Source organism: Variovorax sp. YR752 (assembly GCF_943372545.1).
Genome location: NZ_CALRZC010000171.1, coordinates 1 through 18123 on the forward strand (window position 1 = coordinate 1; position 18123 = coordinate 18123).

At 67.4% G+C, this 18123-nt stretch carries 17 protein-coding genes; 14 read left to right on the forward strand and 3 right to left on the reverse strand.

The annotated features are described in order from the left end of the window. The 5 genes from AAG801_RS29690 to AAG801_RS29710 form a co-directional block, all read left to right on the forward strand. The coding region (locus tag AAG801_RS29690; RefSeq protein ID WP_341891616.1) for an NADH-quinone oxidoreductase subunit M at positions 1–1129 on the forward strand (1129 nt) is incomplete at its 5' end. 24 nt (positions 1130–1153) lie between these two features. Then, entirely contained in the window at positions 1154–2641 is a 1488-nt protein-coding gene (gene nuoN / locus AAG801_RS29695) for an NADH-quinone oxidoreductase subunit NuoN (protein ID WP_341891617.1), read from the forward strand. A 14-nt stretch (positions 2642–2655) separates the two neighbouring features. Continuing rightward, positions 2656–2961: a DUF2818 family protein gene (locus AAG801_RS29700; protein ID WP_101489711.1), complete on the forward strand. Its 306-nt coding sequence runs from the start codon at positions 2656–2658 to the stop codon at positions 2959–2961. Between the two features lies 1 nt (position 2962). After that, positions 2963–3568, forward strand: a complete 606-nt coding sequence (locus AAG801_RS29705) for an NUDIX hydrolase (RefSeq protein WP_341891618.1) — start codon at positions 2963–2965, stop codon at positions 3566–3568. Positions 3569–3575: 7 nt separating this feature from the next. Then, positions 3576–4058, forward strand: coding sequence for a DUF1178 family protein (locus AAG801_RS29710; protein ID WP_101489713.1), 483 nt, complete (start codon positions 3576–3578; stop codon positions 4056–4058). Between the two features lie 33 nt (positions 4059–4091). Here the strand turns inward: AAG801_RS29710 and AAG801_RS29715 are convergent, their stop codons facing one another. Beyond that, positions 4092–5879, reverse strand: coding sequence for an ABC transporter transmembrane domain-containing protein (locus tag AAG801_RS29715; RefSeq protein WP_101489714.1), 1788 nt, complete (start codon positions 5877–5879; stop codon positions 4092–4094). 77 nt (positions 5880–5956) lie between these two features. Between AAG801_RS29715 and AAG801_RS29720 the strand changes: the two genes are divergently transcribed. From AAG801_RS29720 to AAG801_RS29740, 5 genes are read left to right on the forward strand one after another with little or no spacing between them, the layout of a single operon-like run. Then, positions 5957–6493 (forward strand): MarR family transcriptional regulator, encoded by a 537-nt coding sequence (locus tag AAG801_RS29720; protein ID WP_341891619.1) that lies wholly within the window; start codon positions 5957–5959, stop codon positions 6491–6493. After that, on the forward strand, positions 6486–7964 hold the full coding sequence (locus AAG801_RS29725; RefSeq protein WP_341891620.1) for an efflux transporter outer membrane subunit: 1479 nt from the start codon (positions 6486–6488) through the stop codon (positions 7962–7964). The genes AAG801_RS29720 and AAG801_RS29725 overlap by 8 nt, the downstream gene beginning before the upstream one ends. Positions 7965–7999: 35 nt before the next feature. Then, positions 8000–9337 carry an efflux RND transporter periplasmic adaptor subunit gene (locus tag AAG801_RS29730; protein WP_341891621.1) on the forward strand — a complete coding sequence of 446 codons (1338 nt, stop codon included), beginning with the start codon at positions 8000–8002 and terminating at the stop codon, positions 9335–9337. A 38-nt stretch (positions 9338–9375) separates the two neighbouring features. After that, positions 9376–10938 carry a DHA2 family efflux MFS transporter permease subunit gene (locus tag AAG801_RS29735; RefSeq protein ID WP_192192654.1) on the forward strand — a complete coding sequence of 521 codons (1563 nt, stop codon included), beginning with the start codon at positions 9376–9378 and terminating at the stop codon, positions 10936–10938. Positions 10939–10957: 19 nt separating this feature from the next. Further along, positions 10958–11869, forward strand: coding sequence for a LysR family transcriptional regulator (locus AAG801_RS29740; protein WP_341891622.1), 912 nt, complete (start codon positions 10958–10960; stop codon positions 11867–11869). A 6-nt stretch (positions 11870–11875) separates the two neighbouring features. On the opposite strand, the gene AAG801_RS29745 is transcribed toward AAG801_RS29740, so the two are convergent. Together AAG801_RS29745 and AAG801_RS29750 are read right to left on the reverse strand one after the other, a co-directional pair. After that, positions 11876–12493, reverse strand: a complete 618-nt coding sequence (locus AAG801_RS29745; RefSeq protein WP_341891623.1) for a cysteine hydrolase family protein — start codon at positions 12491–12493, stop codon at positions 11876–11878. A 108-nt stretch (positions 12494–12601) separates the two neighbouring features. After that, positions 12602–13810 carry an AGE family epimerase/isomerase gene (locus AAG801_RS29750; RefSeq protein WP_341891624.1) on the reverse strand — a complete coding sequence of 403 codons (1209 nt, stop codon included), beginning with the start codon at positions 13808–13810 and terminating at the stop codon, positions 12602–12604. A 345-nt stretch (positions 13811–14155) separates the two neighbouring features. Between AAG801_RS29750 and AAG801_RS29755 the strand changes: the two genes are divergently transcribed. The 4 genes from AAG801_RS29755 to AAG801_RS29770 all read left to right on the forward strand — a co-directional run. Then, on the forward strand, positions 14156–14926 hold the full coding sequence (locus AAG801_RS29755; protein WP_099790985.1) for an ABC transporter ATP-binding protein: 771 nt from the start codon (positions 14156–14158) through the stop codon (positions 14924–14926). 87 nt (positions 14927–15013) lie between these two features. After that, positions 15014–15721 (forward strand): ABC transporter ATP-binding protein, encoded by a 708-nt coding sequence (locus AAG801_RS29760; protein WP_099790983.1) that lies wholly within the window; start codon positions 15014–15016, stop codon positions 15719–15721. Positions 15722–15758: 37 nt separating this feature from the next. Further along, positions 15759–16958: an ABC transporter substrate-binding protein gene (locus AAG801_RS29765; protein WP_341891625.1), complete on the forward strand. Its 1200-nt coding sequence runs from the start codon at positions 15759–15761 to the stop codon at positions 16956–16958. A 37-nt stretch (positions 16959–16995) separates the two neighbouring features. Next, on the forward strand, positions 16996–18123 hold a 1128-nt coding region (locus tag AAG801_RS29770), incomplete at its 3' end, for an ABC transporter substrate-binding protein (protein WP_341891626.1).

An 18123-nucleotide genomic window follows, 5' to 3' on the forward strand; every position in this document is an offset into this window, starting at 1 on the left:
GATCCTGTCAGGTTTCATGATCGGCGTGTTCTCGGCGCTCGACGGCATCCTGTTCTACGTGTTCTTCGAAGCCACGCTGATCCCGATGTACCTGATCATCGGCATCTGGGGCGGCCCGAACAAGATCTACGCGGCGTTCAAGTTCTTCCTGTACACGCTGCTCGGCTCGCTGCTGATGTTGGTCGCGCTGATCTTCCTGTACAACAAGTCGGGCGGCAGCTTCGACATCCTGAGCTGGCACAAGCTGCCGCTGGGTTCGACCGCGCAGACCTTCCTGTTCTTTGCCTTCTTCGCGGCCTTTGCCGTCAAGGTGCCGATGTGGCCGGTCCACACCTGGCTGCCCGACGTGCACGTCGAGGCCCCCACGGGCGGTTCGGCCGTGCTGGCCGCGGTCATGCTGAAGCTCGGTGCCTACGGTTTCCTGCGCTTCTCGATGCCCATCGCCCCTGACGCTTCGCACGAATGGGCGTGGCTGATGATCGCGCTGTCGCTCATTGCCGTGATCTACGTGGGCCTTGTTGCGCTGGTGCAGCAGGACATGAAGAAGCTGGTGGCGTACTCGTCGGTCGCCCACATGGGCTTCGTGACGCTGGGCTTCTTCATCTTCAACGAGCTCGGCGTGTCCGGCGGCATCGTGCAGATGATTGCCCACGGCTTCGTGTCGGGCGCCATGTTCCTGGGCATCGGCGTGCTGTACGACCGCGTGCACTCGCGCCAGATCGCCGACTACGGCGGTGTGGTCAACACCATGCCCAAGTTCGCCGCGTTCGCGCTGCTGTTCGCCATGGCCAACTGCGGCCTGCCGGGCACCGCCGGTTTCGTGGGCGAGTGGATGGTGATCCTGGGCGCCGTGAAGGCCAACTTCTGGATCGGTCTTGGCGCTGCCACCGCACTGATCTTCGGTGCCGCCTACACCCTGTGGATGTACAAGCGCGTGTACTTGGGCCCGGTCGCCAACGACCACGTCAAGGAACTGAAGGACATCAACGCCCGCGAGTTCCTGATGCTGTCGCTGCTGGCGATCGCCGTGCTCTGGATGGGCCTGTACCCGAAGCCTTTCACCGACGCGATGGATGCCTCCGTCGTCGAGCTTCTGCGCCATGTGGCGATTTCGAAGCTGCCCGTCTGATGCCACGCTGAAGAAGAGAACGAGATGATTGACAAACTCAGCTGGGTGACGATCTACCCCGAAATCGTGTTGCTGGTCATGACCTGCATCATTGCGCTGGTCGACCTGTCGGACACGAGCCCACGCCGCACCCGCACCTACATCCTGACGCTGCTCACGCTGGCGGCAGTGGCTGTGCTCACGGGCCTTGCCGCCGCCGAAGGCAAGACCTTCTACGGCTTCGGCGGCATGGTGGTGAGCGACTCGATGGGCAACTGGCTCAAGTGCTTCGCTACCGTCGCATTGATGGTGACGCTGGTCTACGGCCGTCCTTACGCGGCCGACCGTGAGATGCTGCGCGGCGGCGAGATGTTCACCCTCGGCCTGTTCGCGCTGCTGGGCATGTTCGTGATGATCTCGGGCAGCAACTTCCTGCTGATCTACCTGGGTCTCGAACTGCTCACGCTGTCGAGCTACGCGCTCGTGGCGCTGCGCCGCGACAACGCGGTGGCCAGCGAAGCCGCCATGAAGTACTTCGTGCTCGGCGCCATGGCCAGCGGCTTCCTGCTGTACGGCCTGTCGATGATGTACGGCGCGACCGGCTCGCTCGACCTGAACGAAGTCTTCAAGGCGATCTCGACCGGCAAGGTGAACCACCAGGTGCTGGTGTTCGGCCTGGTCTTCATCGTGGCGGGCCTGGCCTTCAAGGTCGGTGCTGCACCGTTCCACATGTGGGTGCCCGACGTCTACCAGGGCGCGCCGACGGCGGTCACGCTGCTGATCGGTGCCGCGCCCGAGCTGGCTGCCTTCGGCATCATCATCCGCCTCTTGGTCGACGGCCTGCAGCCCCTGGCCATCGACTGGCAGCAGATGCTCGCCGTGCTGGCGATCGCCTCGCTGGTGATCGGCAACCTGGCCGCCATTGCGCAGAGCAACCTCAAGCGCATGCTGGCCTACTCGACCATCGCGCAGATGGGCTTCATGCTGCTGGGCCTGGTGGCGGGTTCAGACCAGCAGGGCACGCAGAACGCGCAGGCCGCCTACAGCGCCTCGATGTTCTACGTCATCACCTACGTGCTGACCACGCTGGCGAGCTTCGGCATCATCCTGCTGCTGGCGCGCGAAGGCTTCGAAAGCGAAGAGATCACCGACCTGGCCGGCCTGAACCAGCGCAGCCCGCTGTATGCCGGCGTGATGGCCATCGCGATGTTCTCGCTGGCCGGTCTGCCGCCGCTCGTCGGCTTCTACGCGAAGCTGGCCGTGCTGCAGGCGCTGATCGCCTCGGGTGCTGCCATCTACATCGGCCTGGCAGTGTTCGCCGTGATCACGTCGCTGATCGGCGCCTTCTACTACCTGCGCGTGGTCAAGGTCATGTACTTCGACGCGCCTGTCACGGCGACCACCGTGTCGGCTTCGTTCGACGTGCGCACCGTGCTCACGATCAACGGCGCGCTGATCCTGATTCTTGGCGTGCTGCCCGGCGGTCTGATGACGCTGTGCTACGACGCCATCGCGGCCACGCTGGCCCACTGACGCGGCCCGCACAGGTGTCGCAAACCGCGTCGGTCTGGGTGGTGCTGCTGGTGGCCCTGGCGGCCGCCAACCTGCCGTTCCTGAATGAGCGCCTGTTCGGAGCGGTGCCGCTGTCGGCCAAGCACAAGTCGCTCGCCATCCGCTTCGGCGAACTGGTGGTGCTGTACTTCATTGCCGGCGGCATCGGCCTGCTGTTCGAACGCAGGGCAGGGCAGATCGCGCCCCAGGGCTGGGAGTTCTACGCGGTGACGGCCTCGCTGTTCGTCGTGCTGGCCTTCCCGGGATTCACCTGGCGCTATCTGATGAAGCACAGGCACTGACATGACTTCTCCCATCGCCGATTCGCATCTGAAGGAAGCGCTCGTCAGCAGCGAAGAGCTCTTCAAGGGCAAGTTCCTGCACGCCAAGCGAGACACCATCCGCCTGCCCGACGGCCACAGCGCCACGCGCGAGTACGTGGTGCATCCGGGTGCGGTGGTGGTGATTCCGTTGCTCGACGACGGCCGCGTGGTGCTGGAGCGCCAGTTTCGCTACCCGGTGGATCGCGTGATCGTCGAGTTTCCCGCGGGCAAGCTCGACGCCGGCGAAGATCCGCTGTTGTGCGGCCAACGCGAACTGCTCGAGGAAACCGGCTACACCGCGCGCGAATGGGCGCATGCCGGCGCCACGCACCTGGCAGTGGCGTACTCGACCGAGATCATCCACATCTACTTTGCACGCGGCCTCTCGTTGGGCGAGCGCAAGCTCGACCATGGCGAGTTTCTCGACGTGTTCACTGCCACGCCGCAGGAGCTCATTGGCTGGTGCCGCGACGGCACCGTGACCGACGCAAAGACGCTCACTTGCGTCCTGTGGCTGCAGAACGTCCTCTCGGGCGCATGGGCACTGGATTGGCAGGCCGCAGCCTCGCAAGGCGGCGCGGGATAATCCGCGCATGAAGGTCCTCGATCTCCGCTGCACGCACGGCCACGGCTTCGAGGGCTGGTTCGCGTCCAACGAGGCGTTCGACAGCCAGCTCGCAAGCGGCTTGGTCGAGTGCCCGGTCTGCGGCGACACCGCCATCGTCAAGCTGCTGAGCGCGCCGCGCCTGAACCTGAGCAACGCCAAGGCGCCGAAGGAAGAAGGGCGCGACGCGGCTCACACGCCGTCGGCGCCTGCATCGCCATCCACTCAAGTATCCGCAACCGCGACTTCACCCGAAGCCCGTTGGATGCGCGCCGTGCGTGAAGTGCTGGCCAAGACCGAAGACGTCGGCGACCGCTTCGCCGACGAGGCGCGCAGGATGCACTACGGCGAAACCGCCGAGCGCGGCATCCGCGGCCAGGCCACGCCGGAGCAGACCGAAGCATTGCTCGACGAAGGCATTCCGGTGATGGCGCTGCCGATCCCGGCGGCGCTCAAAGAAACCCTGCAGTAACCGACGGGCTCGACGAGCCCGTCCGGGGCCCGCTCAGGCCGTGAACTGCAGCGCGGCCAGCCGCGCGTACACGCCGCCTTGCGCCACCAGCGCCGCGTGCGTCCCCTGTTCGACGATGCCGCCGTGGTCCAGCACGATGATGCGGTCCGCCTTCTGCACGGTCGCCAGGCGGTGGGCGATCACGAGCGTGGTGCGGTTTTCCATCGCCGATTCGAGCGCGGCCTGCACCATGCGCTCGCTCTCGGCGTCGAGCGCGCTGGTGGCTTCGTCCAGCAGCAGCAACGGCGGGTTCTTCAAAATGGCCCGCGCGATGGCGATGCGCTGGCGCTGGCCGCCCGACAGCCGCACGCCGCGTTCGCCCAGGAAGGTGTCGTAGCCCTCGGGCAGGGCCTGCAGGAAGTCGTGCGCAAAGGCGGCGCGCGCCGCGGCGTGCACCTCGTCGGCGCTGGCCTCGGGCCGGCCGTAGCGGATGTTCTCGAAGGCGCTGGCCGAGAAGATCACCGCGTCCTGCGGCACGAGGCCGATGCGGGTGCGCAGGTCGTGCAGCGCGAGCGCATCGAGCGATGCCCCGTCGAGCACGATGCGGCCCGACTGCGGGTCGTAGTAGCGCAGCAGCAGCTGGAACACCGTGCTCTTGCCTGCGCCGCTCGAACCCACCAGCGCCACGGTTTCGCCCGGCGCGATGTCCAGGCTGAAGTCGCGCAGTGCCGGCGTGCCCGGCCGCGAGGGATAGTGGAAGGTGATCGCGTCGAAGCGGATGGCGCTGCCCGCCGCGGGAACGGGCGCGACCGCCGGCCGTGCGGGTGAGGCGATGGCCGTCGGCGCGTGCAGCAGTTCCATCAGTCGCTCGGTGGCGCCGGCTGCGCGCAGCAGGTCGCCGTACACCTCGCCGAGCACGGCCGTTGCGCTCGCGAGGATCGCCACGTAGACCACCGTCTGGCCCAGGTGGCCGGCCGTGATGTCGCCGCGCAGCACGGCCTGCGTGCCTTCGTACAGGCCCCAGAGCAGGGCGGCCGAGGTGGCGATGATGATGAAGGCCACGAGCACCGAGCGCGCGCGCGTGCGGCGCACGGCGGTCTGGAAGGCGTTTTCAGTCGAGCTGTTGAAGCGGTCGGCCTCGCGGCCTTCGGCCGTGTAGCTCTGCACCACGGGAATCGCGTTCAGCACCTCGGCCGCGATGGCGCTCGAGTCGGCCACGCGGTCCTGGCTGGCGCGCGAGAGCTTGCGCACGCGGCGGCCGAACCACATGCTCGGCAGCACCACCAGCACCAGGATGCCCAGCACCTGCACCATCACATAAGGGTTGGTCCAGACCAGCACCGCCAGCGCGCCCACGCCCATGACGGCGTTGCGCAAGCCCATGCTCAGCGACGAGCCGACGACCGTCTGCACGAGCGTGGTGTCGGCCGTGAGGCGCGACAGCACCTCGCCGGTCTGCGTGGTCTCGAAGAAGGCCGGGCTCTGCTGCAGCACGTGGCCGTAGACCGCGTTGCGCAGGTCGGCCGTGACGCGCTCGCCGAGCCAGCTCACCGTATAGAAACGCGCGGCCGAAAACAGGCCCAGCGCCACGGCCACCGCGAAGAGGGCGCCGAAGTGTTCGCGCAGCGCCATGGTCTGCGCGCCCTTGTCGGCGCTGACCAAGCCGCCGTCAATCAGGCTGCGCAAGGCGATAGGGAATGCCAGCGTCGTGACGGCCGCCATCACCAGGAAGACCCCCGCCAGGACGATCTGCACGCGGTAGGGGCGAAGGAAGGGGCGCAACCCCGACAGCGAGCGGGGCGAACCCTTGGCTGCGGAGGACGACGGAGGGGAAGAAGCCATGGGTGCGGATTCTACCGAGCCCTTGCCTTCACAAAGGTCGCCTTGACAGTAATTGCCATGGCAGCTAATATTTCGGCATGAGCGATGCCCCCATTTCCCCGGTTCCTCCGACGCCCGACGAGGCCGTGCGCCCGCCGGCCGACTTTTATCGCGCCGAGGACTACCGCGCCGAAGAGAGCATCGGCTACCTGATGCGCCGCATCGTCACGTCCGTGGGCCAGACGGTCGGCACGCGCATGTGCGAACCCGGCAGCCCCACGTACCCGCAGTGGGTGCCGCTGTACAAGCTGCACGCCGGCGCCGCCACCACCGTGGCCGAACTCGCCCGCGCCTGCGAACTCGACACCGGCGCCATGACGCGCCTGCTCGACCGCCTCGAAGCCAAGGGCCTGTGCCGCCGCGTACGCTCGCTCGAAGACCGCCGCGTGGTCAACATCGAACTCACCGACGAAGGCCGTGCGGCCGCGAAGGAAGTGCCCTATGTGCTGAGTCGGGTGCAGAACGAGTACCTGGCCGGCTTCACCACCGAAGAATGGGAGCAGCTCAAGGACTACTTGCGCCGCATCCTCGACAACGCACAGGGCCTTGCGGTCCGTGGAGAGAAGAATGACTGAGTCTTTCGCCGTGCGCGCGCTGCGTCGCACGCCTGTCGTGGCCGCCGCATTGGCGGTGGTCGCGCTCGCCGGTTGCGCCGACATGGCCGGCATCGGCTCGCACGCCACGCTGCGCGATGCGTCCACGCTCGGCATCGCGGCCGACCCCGCGCGCGCCACCGTGCCCAGCCTGGACAGCCAGTGGTGGCAGGCCTTCGGCGACAGCCAGCTCAACGCGCTGGTCGACCAGGCCGTGGCCGGCAACCCGAATCTGCAGGTCGCACGTGCGCGGCTCGTGCGTGCCCAGGCCTCGGCGGACATCGCCGGCGCGGCGCTGCTGCCCAAGGTCGGTGCCGACCTCAACCTGAACCGCCAGAAGTTCAACAGCAACTACATCTACCCGGCGCCGCTCGGCGGCTCGACGCAGAACATCGGCCTGCTGCAGCTCGGCGCGAGCTGGGAGCTCGACTTCTTCGACAAGAACCGCAGCGCGCTCGACACTGCCCTCGGCGCGGCCAATGCCGCCGCGGCCGACGCCGATGCCGCGCGCGTGCTGCTCGCGAGCAACCTGGCGCGCAGCTACTTCCAGTGGGCGCGACTGAACGAACAGGTCGAGGTGGCCAAGCGCACGCTGGCCCAGCGCGACGAAACCTTCAAGCTGGTGCGCGACCGCGTCGCGGCCGGCCTCGATACGCGTCTCGAACTGCGCCAGAGCGAAGGCGGCCTGCCTGAAGCACGCCAGCAGATCGAAGCGCTCAACGAGCAGATCGCGCTGCAGCAGCATGCGCTCGATGCGCTCGTGGGCCAGCCCAACGTGTCGGCCTCGCTCAAGCCGCCGGTGCTCGCCGGCGTGAAGCCGATGGCGCTGCAGGCAAACATTCCGGCCGACCTGCTGGGCCGCCGCGCCGACATCGCCGCCGCGCGCTGGCGCGTCGAAGCGGCCACCAGCGACGTGGCCAACGCCAAGACGCAGTTCTATCCCAACGTGAACCTCACGGCCTTTGCCGGCTTCCAGAGCCTGGGCTTCGGCAAGCTGCTCAAGTCGGGCAGCGAGCAGTGGGGCGTGGGCCCGGCCATCCACCTGCCGATCTTCGAAGGCGGGCGCCTGCGCGCCAACCTGCGCGGCAAGTCGGCCGACCTCGACGTGGCCATCGAAAGCTACAACGCCACCGTGCTCGATGCCGTGCGCGACGCGGCCGACCAGGTGTCGAGCGCGCAGTCGATCACGCGCCAGCAGACCGAGCAGCGCGCCGCGCAGACGGCCGCCGAAGGCGCCTACGACATTGCCGTGCAGCGCTACCGCGCGGGCCTGGGCAACTACCTCAACGTGCTGACCGCCGAAACCGCCGTGCTGGCCCAGCGCCGGCTCGCGGTCGACCTGGCGGCCCGCGCCCTCGACACGCAGGTGGGCCTGGCGCGCGCCCTGGGCGGCGGCTGGCAGCCGCCGGCCACCGCGACGGCTTCGGCGCCGACGGCCGCCACCCAGAACTGATTTGCTGATCCGCCTTCTTCGGAAAGAACTCCATCATGAGCGATAACAACACTCCGACATCCGCTTCCATCCCGTCTTCCAACGCGCCCACCACCGCAGCGCCCGAGGCGCCTGCAAGCAACGGCAAGCGCCGCCGCGCACTCACCGTCCTCGCCACCGTGGTGGTGGTCGCCGGCGGCGGCTGGGGCCTGTACGAATGGCTGGTCGCCAGTCATTACGAGAACACCGACAACGCCTACGTGCAGGGCAACGTCATCCAGATCACGCCGCAGATCGGCGGCACGGTCATGGCCATCGGCGCCGACGACACCGACTTCGTGAAGGCCGGCCAGCCGCTGGTGCAGCTCGACCCGGCCGACGCCAAGGTCGCGCTCGAGCAGGCCGAGGCCGCGCTCGCGCAGGCCGTGCGCCAGGTGCGCACGCTGTACGCCAACAACGGCTCGCTGGCCGCGCAGGTCACGCTGCGCCAGTCCGACATCGCCAAGGCCCAGAGCGACATCGCCAAGGCGCAGGACGACCTGCAACGCCGCCGCGCGCTGTCGGGCAACGGCGCCGTATCGAAGGAAGAACTCAACCACGCCGAGACGCAGCTGGCCAACGCCAAGAGCGCACTGGCCGCCGCACAGGCCGGCGTGGTCGCCGCGCGCGAGGCACTGGCCAGCAACCAGTCGCTGACCGAAGGCACCAGCGTGCCCCAGCACCCGAGCGTGCTGGCCGCCGCCGCCAAGGTGCGCGAGGCCTACCTCGCCACGCAGCGCGTGGCCATGCCCGCGCCGGTCGACGGCTACGTCGCCAAGCGCACCGTGCAGCTGGGCCAGCGCGTGGCCGCCGGCACGCCGATGATGTCGATCGTGCCGCTGCACCAGCTGTGGGTCGACGCCAACTTCAAGGAAGTGCAGCTGCGCAACATCCGCATCGATCAGCCCGTGAAGCTCACGGCCGACGTGTACGGCAAGAAGGTCGAGTACATCGGCAAGGTCGCCGGCCTGGGCGTGGGCACCGGCGCCGCCTTTGCGCTGCTGCCGGCGCAGAACGCCACCGGCAACTGGATCAAGGTGGTGCAGCGCGTGCCCGTGCGCATCGCGCTCGACCCCGAGCAGCTCAAGGCCAACCCGCTGCGCATCGGCCTGTCGATGGACGCCGAGATCGACATCACGCAGAAGACCGGCAAGATGCTGGCCGATGCGCCGCGCAGCACCGCCTTCGCGCAGACGCAGGTCTACAGCCAGCTCGACCGCGGCGCCGACGCCGAAGTGGAACGCATCGTGGCCGCCAACCTCGGCCGCGGCGCGCCCACGGCGGCCGTGAGCCGCCCGGCCGCAGCCGCTGCGGCATCGGCCGCGCACGTCGCCACGCAGGGCCAGCCGGGCTGATCGCAGCGCTGATTCGCTGAACCTTCACAGCTCGCGCCATGGCCACTGCTGCTCCCGCTTACATCGCGCACCCCCCGCTCGAGGGCTCCGCCCGCGTGTGGGGCACGGTCGCGCTGTCCGCCGCCACCTTCATGAACGTGCTCGACTCGTCGATCGCGAACGTGTCGCTGCCGGCCATCTCGGGCGACCTTGGCGTGAGCACCACGCAAGGCACCTGGGTCATCACCAGCTTCGCGGTGGCCAACGCCATCGCGGTGCCGCTCACGGGTTTCATGACCCAGCGCTTCGGCCAGGTGCGCCTGTTCATGGCCAGCGTGATCCTGTTCATGATCGCTTCGCTGCTGTGCGGCCTGGCGCCCAACATGACCACGCTCATCCTGTTCCGCGCGCTGCAGGGCTTCGTGGCGGGGCCGATGATTCCGCTGTCGCAGACGCTGCTGCTGTCGAGCTACCCGCGCGCCAAGGCGGGCCTGGCCATGGCCATGTGGTCGATGACCACGCTGGTTGCGCCGGTGATGGGGCCACTGCTCGGCGGCTGGATCACCGACAACATCTCGTGGCCGTGGATCTTCTACATCAACATCCCCGTCGGCATCGTGGCCGCGGCCATCACCTGGACGCTGTATCACAAGCGCGAGAGCAAGACGCACAAGGTGCCGATCGACGCCATCGGCCTGGCGCTGCTGGTGTTGTGGGTGGGCTCGATGCAGCTCATGCTCGACAAGGGCAAGGAGCTCGACTGGTTCCACTCGGCCGAGATCGTCACGATGGCCGTGGTGGCCGTGGTCGGCTTCGCCTTCTTCCTGGTCTGGGAGCTGACCGACAAGCACCCGGTGGTCGACCTGTCGCTGTTCAAACGCCGCAACTTCTGGTCGGGCGCGGTGGCCACGGCCATCGCCTACGGCCTGTTCTTCGGCAACGTGGTGCTGCTGCCGCTGTGGCTGCAGCAGTGGATGGGCTACACCGCCACGCAGGCGGGGATGATCATGGCGCCCGTGGGGATGCTGGCGATCTTCTTCTCGCCCGTGGTGGGGCTCACGGTGGCCAAGATCGACCCGCGCCGCTACGCGACCTTCTCGTTCCTCGTGTTCGCGCTGGTGCTGTGGATGCGTTCGAACTTCAACACGCAGGCCGACTTCGTGACGATCATCATCCCGACGATCATCCAGGGCATCGCGATGGCGTTCTTCTTCATTCCGCTCGTGACCATCACGCTGTCGGGCCTCACGCCCGACCGCATCCCGGCCGCGTCGGGGCTGTCGAACTTCCTGCGGATCACGGCGGGCGCCATGGGCACCTCGATCGCCACCACGCTGTGGGACAGCCGCGCGGCCCTGCACCATGCGCAGCTCGTGGAGTCGGTGAACCCGGGCAACAGCGCGGCCACCAGCGCCATCGCGGGGCTGACGGGCAGCGGCTTCAGCACCGAGCAGGTGCTCGGGCAGATCAACCGCCTCGTCGACCAGCAGGCGTTCATGCTCGCAACGAACGACATCTTCTATGCGTCGGCGGTGCTGTTCCTGCTGCTGATTCCGCTGGTGTGGCTGGCGCGACCGCAAAAGGGCGGCGCGGGCGGCGATGCGGCCGCCGGCGCGCACTGACAACACGCAGCGCTCGCGCATGGACCAGTTCGCAGCCATGAAGGCGTTCCGCGCCGTCGTGGAGGCCGGCGGCTTCACCGCCGCGGCCGACGCGATGGACGTGTCGCACACGGTGGTCTCGCGCCACGTCAAGCAGCTGGAAACGGCGCTCGGTGTGCAGCTGCTCAACCGCACCACGCGCCGCTTCGCGCTCACGCAAGCAGGGCAGACCTACTACGAACACACGCGGCAGATCCTCGACCAGGTCGAGACCGCGGCGCTGGTCGTGGCGCAGCACCAGGTGGAGCCCACCGGCCTGCTGCGCATCAACGCACCGATGTCCTTCGGGCTGGAAGAGCTGGCGCAGTGGCTGCCGGCGTTTCTCGACGCGCACCCGCAGGTCAAGGTCGACCTGGTCTGCAACGACCGCTTTGTCGACCTGATCGAAGAAGGCTTCGACGTGGGATTGCGACTGGCGTATGCACTCTCGGACTCGACGCTGATCGTCAAGCGACTCGCGAGCTTCGAAGAGTGGTGGGTGGCATCGCCCGCCTACCTGCAGCGGCGCGGCACGCCGCAGACGCCCGCCGACCTGGCGGCGCACGACTGCCTCACCTATTCATTGGCTGCGAAGGCCGCACAACCCAGCTTCACCGCGCCGGACGGCAGCGCCCACACAGTGGACGTCGGTGGGCGGCTGCAGGCCAACAGCGGGATCGCGCTGCGCAGCGCCGCGCTGGCGGGCACGGGGCTGGCGGCATCGCCCGCGTTCCTCGTGCGTGCGCACGTGGCGCGCGGCGAGCTGGTGCGCGTGCTGCCCGGGTTCCGCCAGCAGCCGCTGAACCTGTACGCGCTCTATCCGCAGAACCGGCACCTGTCGCCGAAGGTGCGGGCGTTTGTCGACTTTGCTGCTGCGCGCTACCTGCCCGCGGACGGGCAGGGCGGCGACTGAGGCCGTTCAGGCCTTCGCTTCCAGCAACCGCAACACCTCGTCGGTCGATCGCACTTCGGCCACCACATCCGACACGCCGCGCAGCGCCGCGCGATGCAACTCGCGGTGGCCCAGCACACCGCCTTCTTCCAGATCGAGGTCGCGTGTCGCGCAGGCATCGCCCACGATGAGGCTCTGGTAGCCGCGCGGTGCGGCATCGAAAGCGGTGGCCGACACGCACATGTGCGTCATGAGGCCCGTGAGGATCAGTGTCGTGATGCCGCGCGCCTGCAGTTCGACCTCCAGCGGGGTGCCCGCGAACGCACTCGGCGTCGCCTTGCGCAGCACCGTGTGCTGCGGGGCAGGGCGCAGTTCGTCATGGATGCCGAAGGCGTGGCTGCCGTCCGCGAAGATCGGGCTGTCGGCGGGCGCCACGTGCTGCACATGGAACACCGGCATCGCCTGCCGGTCGGCGGCATCGATCAGGCGCCGCGCCTGGCGCAGGGCGGCCCCTCCGTCGGGGATGGGCATGCGTCCGTCGAAATACTCGTTCTGGAAATCGATCGCGATCAGCGCCGTAGTGGCGGGGTCAAGGCGGCTCGTGGGCACGGCGCCGGTGAGGCTGCGGATGCTGGGGTGCTTCATGCGTTTCTCTGCGTGAGTGAAAGAAGGCCTGAAGCGTAGGCAGCCCGCGCGCTGCGGGGTAGAGGCGCCGCCGCACAAGATTTGTGCGGATCGTGACGATCAGCGTGGCTACTTCACGCCGTGGCCCAGCGCCTTCAGCACGTCATGGCATGCGCCCATCGTGTGGTAATCGGTCTTGCCGGCCGGGCTTTTCTCGTCGCTGATCTTCGCGTTCTGCGGCGTGAGGATGCGGTACCACGCACCGTGCGCGTGGTCGACGAAGTGGTCCCAGCTGTAGGCCCAGATCCGGTCGTACCAGTCCCAGTAGCCGGCGTCGCCCGTGCGCACCGCGAGCAGGGCGGCGGCGGCGAAGCTTTCGGCCTGCACCCAGAAGTACTTGTCGCCGTCGCACACCGCGCCGTCGGGACCGAAGCCGTAGACCAGCCCGCCGTGCGTGGCGTCCCAGCCGCGTTGCATCGCGGTGTCGAAGAAGTGGCGTGCGCGCGGCACGATCCATTCGGTGCCCGGCGCGTCGGGGCCCAGGTGGCTGTCGAGTTGCAGCAGCAGCTTGGTCCATTCGGTGAGGTGGCCGGTCTGGAAGCCCCAGGGCCGGAAGATGTTGGTCTTGTCGCCGCGGTTGTAGTCCCAGTCGACCGACCAGTCCTCGCGGTAGTGCTCCCACACCAGTCCGTCGGCGAGCGCGGCCTGCCGGCCCGTGATGCTTTCGGCCAGCGTGCGCGCACGCTCGAGGTAGAAGGGCTCGCGCGTGGCGTCGTAGGCCGCGAGCATCGCCTCGCAGGCGTGCATGTTGGCGTTCTGGCCGCGGTAGGGGCCGACCTGCCAGCCGGGCGTGGCCTCGTCGGCGTACAGCTGGTGCGCCGGCTCCCAGAAATGCTGCTCCATCAGGTCGCGGGTGCGCGCGAGGCCGGCGCGCGCTTCCTCGACGCCGGCCATCAGCGCATGCGCGTGCGCGAGCAACACGAAGGCCATGCCGTAGCAGTGCTGTGTGCCGTCCTGCACCGTGGCCTGATGGCCATCCCAGTCGATCTGCCATGCATAGCCACCATTCGGCTGCGCATGCGCGGTCTGCAGGAACGCGAGGCCGTGCCGCACCGCCGCGAGATCGTCGGGCCGGCCGAAGCGGCGCCACGCCATCGCGTGGTTGAACACGAAGCGCGTGCTGCTCACGAGATGGCGCGTGCGGCGGTCGTACACCGTGCCGTCGTCCTTGAAGAAATGGAAGAGGCCGCCCGAGGCATCGCGGCTGCGCGGCGCGTAGAACGCCAGCGTGTGTGCGATGTGGCCGGTAAGGAATTCAGGCGAGCGGAAGTTCGGCATGGCAGTGGTGGGATTCAATCCGGGTGAAAGAGCATCGTTGCAGTGCAGCGAGCGCGCAAGTTTTCCACGAAGGGCGCAGGCGTGCGCGAGCGCCTCATCACTGCGCACGTGCACGCCTCGCGCGTTCGCCGGTGTGCGTGTTGCGGTGCGCAATGTCGTCGGGACGACAGTCGTTTGCCCGGGGGTGGTGCGCCTTGTGAATGGTTGCAGTGCAGCATAGGCATTTGCCCCAGTATGCAATTGCATAGCAGCCCCCAACAATCGGTCCGCGCTCGCTGGTGGCGCACGCATTGAGATGGACCGCATGACCGATTTCTTTTTTCCGCACACGGACGACGCCGCGAGATGAGCGACGTCATTCTTGAAACACGCCAGCTCACCAAGGAATTCAAGGGATTCACCGCGGTCAGCAAGGTTGACCTCTCGGTGAAGCGCGGCTCGATCCACGCGCTCATCGGCCCCAACGGTGCCGGCAAGACGACCTGCTTCAACCTGCTCACGAAGTTCCTCGAGCCGACCGCGGGCACGATCCTGTTCAACGGGCACGACATCACAGGCGAACGCCCGGCGCAGATCGCGCGACGCGGCGTGATCCGCTCGTTCCAGATCTCCGCCGTGTTCCCGCACCTCACGCTGCTCGAGAACGTGCGCCTGGGCCTGCAGCGCAAGCTCGGCACCTCGTACCACTTCTGGAAGAGCGAGAAGTCGCTCAAGCCGCTCGATGCGCGCGCCCGCGAACTGCTCGCCGAGGTGGGCCTCGAAGACCTGGCCGACGAGCAAACGGTGAACCTGCCCTACGGCCGCAAGCGCGCGCTCGAGATCGCCACCACGCTGGCCATGGAACCCGAACTGATGCTGCTCGACGAACCCACGCAGGGCATGGGCCACGAAGACGTGCACCGCGTGGCCGAGCTCATCAAGCGCGTGTCGGCCGGACGCACCATCCTGATGGTCGAACACAACATGAGCGTGGTCTCGACCATTGCCGACACCATCACGGTGCTGCAGCGCGGCGCCGTGCTGGCCGAAGGCCCGTACGCCGAAGTCTCGAAGAACCCGCAGGTGATGGAGGCCTACATGGGCACCACCGACGGCCAGATGCAGGGCGCGCACTGATATGAGCCCCCACGCTTCTCACTTCGTGTATTCGCTGCCCCCCGAGGGGGCGCGGGCCTCCTTTGGGGCGGCCCGGCAGGAGGCCCCATGACCGCTGCACTCGAGATCAAGGGCCTGCAGGCCTGGTACGGCGAATCGCACGTGCTGCACGGCGTCGACATGGTCGTGCAGCCGGGCGAAGTCGTCACGCTGCTGGGCCGCAATGGCGCGGGCCGCACGACGACGATGCGCGCCGTGATGGGACTCACCGGCGCCCGCAAGGGCAGCATCAAGGTCAACGGCGTCGAGACCATCTCGATGGCGACGCACCGCATCGCGCACCTGGGCATCGGCTATTGCCCCGAAGAGCGCGGCATCTTCGCCAGCCTCTCGTGCGAAGAAAACCTGATGCTGCCGCCCGAGCTGAAAGGCGCGGGGCCGGGCATGTCGGTCGACGAGATCTACGCCATGTTCCCCAACCTCGCGGAGCGCCGCCACAGCCAGGGCACGCGCCTGTCGGGCGGCGAGCAGCAGATGCTCGCGGTGGCGCGCATCCTGCGCACCGGCGCCAAGCTGCTGCTGCTCGACGAGATTTCCGAAGGCCTTGCGCCCGTCATCGTGCAGGCGCTGGCCCGCATGATCACCACGCTGCGCGCCAAGGGCTACACCATCGTCATGGTCGAGCAGAACTTCCGCTTCGCCGCGCCGCTGGCCGACCGTTTCTACGTGATGGAGCACGGCCGCATCGTCGAGAAATTCGGCGCCGCCGAGCTCGAAGCCAAGATGCCCGTGCTGACCGAGCTGCTCGGCGTCTGAGTTCTTTCACCCCTTCTTGCTACTGCCGGAGACATCCATGAAAAATCAGCTCACCGCTTTCGCCCTGGCTTTCACCGCGCTGGCGCTCGCTGCGTCCGCCCAGGCGCAAGGCCAGGACAAGGTCAAGATCGGCTTCATCACCGACATGTCGAGCCTGTACGCCGACCTCGAAGGCAAGAACGGCGCGCTGGCGATCCAGATGGCCATCGACGACTTCGGCGGCAAGGCGGCCGGCAAGCCGGTCGAGCTGCTCACGGTCGACCACCAGAACAAGCCCGACATCGCTGCCTCGAAGGCGCGCGAGTGGATCGACACGCAAGGCCTGAGCATGGTCTTCGGCGGCACCAACTCGGGTGTCGGCCTGGCGCTGGCCAAGGTCGCGGCCGAGAAGAAGCGCGTGTACTTCAACAACGGCGCGGCCTCGTCGGTGCTCACCAATGAACAGTGCTCGCCCTACACCGTGCACTACGCCTACGACACCGTCGCGCTCGCCAAGGGCACCGGCGCCGCAGTGGTCGACGGCGGCGGCAAGACCTGGTTCTTCCTGACGGCCGACTACGCCTTCGGCCATGCGCTCGAAGCCGACACCTCCACCGTCGTGAAGGCCAAGGGCGGCACGATCGTCGGCGCGGTGCGCCACCCGCTCAATGCGTCCGACTTCTCGTCGTTCCTGCTGCAGGCGCAGAACTCCAAGGCACAGATCCTCGGCCTGGCCAATGCAGGCGGCGACACCGTCAACAGCATCAAGGCGGCGAAAGAATTCGGCATCGGCAAGACCATGAAGCTGGCCGGCCTGCTGATCTTCCTGAGCGACGTGCACAGCCTGGGCCTGAAGAACACCGAAGGCCTGCAGTTCACCACCAGCTGGTACTGGGACCTGAACGACGACACGCGCAAGTTCGCCAAGCGCTTCTTCGACAAGACCAAGCGCATGCCCACCGAAATCCAGGCCGCCGACTACTCGGCCACCATGACCTACCTCAAGGCCGTGGACGCGGCCAAGACCGACGAAGCCGACAAGGTCATGGCCGAGCTCAAGAAGATGAAGATCAACGACTTCTTCGGCTCCGGCCAGATCCGCCCCGACGGCCGCTACGTGCACGACATGTACCTGATGCAGGTCAAGTCGCCCGCCGAATCGAAGACGCCGTGGGACTACTACAAGCTCGTGAAGAAGCTGCCCGGCGACACCGTCTTCACCACCAAGGCCGATTCCAAGTGCGCGCTCTGGAAGTGACGCGACACCCCCGAACACCCCCACAGGAACACCTTTCATGAAGATCACCACATTCGCTCTCTCCGCCGTTTTCGCCGCCGCCGCGCTGGCCGCCGGCACTGCCCAGGCGCAGGACAAGGTCAAGATCGGCTTCATCACCGACATGTCGAGCCTGTACGCCGACGTCGAAGGCAAGAACGGCGCGCTGGCCATCCAGATGGCCATCGACGACTTCGGCGGCAAGGTCAACGGCATGCCCATCGAGCTGCTCACGGCCGACCACCAGAACAAGGCCGACATCGCCGCCTCGAAGGCGCGCGAGTGGATCGACACGCAGGGCCTGACCATGCTGTTCGGCGGCACCAGCTCGGGCACCGGCCTGGCCATGGCCAAGGTGGCGCACGAGAAGAAGCGCGTCTTCATCGTCAACGGCGCGGGCAGCTCGGCGCTCACCAACGAACAGTGCACGCCCTACACCGTGCACTACGCCTACGACACCGTGGCACTCGCCAAGGGCACTGGCTCCGCCGTCATCGGCCGTGGCGACAAGAGTTGGTATTTCCTGACCGCCGACTACGCCTTCGGCCAAGCGCTTGAAGGCGACGCGACCAAGGTCGTGAAGGAAAAGGGCGGCACCGTGCTGGGCAGCGTGAAGCACCCGCTGAACACCTCCGACTTCTCGTCGTTCCTGCTGCAGGCGCAGAACTCCAAGGCGCAGGTGCTGGCGCTGGCCAATGCCGGCGGCGACACCATCAACTCGATCAAGGCGGCCAAGGAATTCGGCATCACCAAGAACATGAAGATGGTGGGCCTGCTGGTGTTCGTGACCGACGTGCACAGCCTGGGCCTGAAGAACACCGAAGGCCTGCTGCTCACCACCAGCTGGGACTGGAACCTCGACGACAAGACGCGCGCCTTCGGCAAGCGCTTCTTCGAGAAGACCAAGCGCATGCCCACCGACATCCAGGCCGCCGACTACTCGGCCACCATGACCTACCTGAAGGCCGTGCAGGCCTCCAAGACGGTCGATGCCGACAAGGTCATGGCCACGCTGAAGTCCACGCCCATCGACGACTTCTACGCCAAGGGCAACATCCGCGCCGACGGCCGCTTCGTGCACGACATGTACCTGGTGCAGGTCAAGTCGCCGGCCGAATCCAAGCAGCCGTGGGATTACTACAAGGTG

Coding starts and splice junctions, on each gene's coding strand:
- AAG801_RS29745 (WP_341891623.1), bottom strand. CDS start 12,493: ATGAAGCACCCCAGCATCCGCAGCCTCACCGGCGCCGTGCCCACGAGC.
- AAG801_RS29740 (WP_341891622.1), top strand. CDS start 10,958: ATGGACCAGTTCGCAGCCATGAAGGCGTTCCGCGCCGTCGTGGAGGCC.
- AAG801_RS29720 (WP_341891619.1), top strand. CDS start 5,957: ATGAGCGATGCCCCCATTTCCCCGGTTCCTCCGACGCCCGACGAGGCC.
- AAG801_RS29760 (WP_099790983.1), top strand. CDS start 15,014: ATGACCGCTGCACTCGAGATCAAGGGCCTGCAGGCCTGGTACGGCGAA.
- AAG801_RS29730 (WP_341891621.1), top strand. CDS start 8,000: ATGAGCGATAACAACACTCCGACATCCGCTTCCATCCCGTCTTCCAAC.
- AAG801_RS29755 (WP_099790985.1), top strand. CDS start 14,156: ATGAGCGACGTCATTCTTGAAACACGCCAGCTCACCAAGGAATTCAAG.
- AAG801_RS29725 (WP_341891620.1), top strand. CDS start 6,486: ATGACTGAGTCTTTCGCCGTGCGCGCGCTGCGTCGCACGCCTGTCGTG.
- AAG801_RS29750 (WP_341891624.1), bottom strand. CDS start 13,810: ATGCCGAACTTCCGCTCGCCTGAATTCCTTACCGGCCACATCGCACAC.
- AAG801_RS29765 (WP_341891625.1), top strand. CDS start 15,759: ATGAAAAATCAGCTCACCGCTTTCGCCCTGGCTTTCACCGCGCTGGCG.
- nuoN (WP_341891617.1), top strand. CDS start 1,154: ATGATTGACAAACTCAGCTGGGTGACGATCTACCCCGAAATCGTGTTG.
- AAG801_RS29735 (WP_192192654.1), top strand. CDS start 9,376: ATGGCCACTGCTGCTCCCGCTTACATCGCGCACCCCCCGCTCGAGGGC.
- AAG801_RS29715 (WP_101489714.1), bottom strand. CDS start 5,879: ATGGCTTCTTCCCCTCCGTCGTCCTCCGCAGCCAAGGGTTCGCCCCGC.
- AAG801_RS29710 (WP_101489713.1), top strand. CDS start 3,576: ATGAAGGTCCTCGATCTCCGCTGCACGCACGGCCACGGCTTCGAGGGC.
- AAG801_RS29705 (WP_341891618.1), top strand. CDS start 2,963: ATGACTTCTCCCATCGCCGATTCGCATCTGAAGGAAGCGCTCGTCAGC.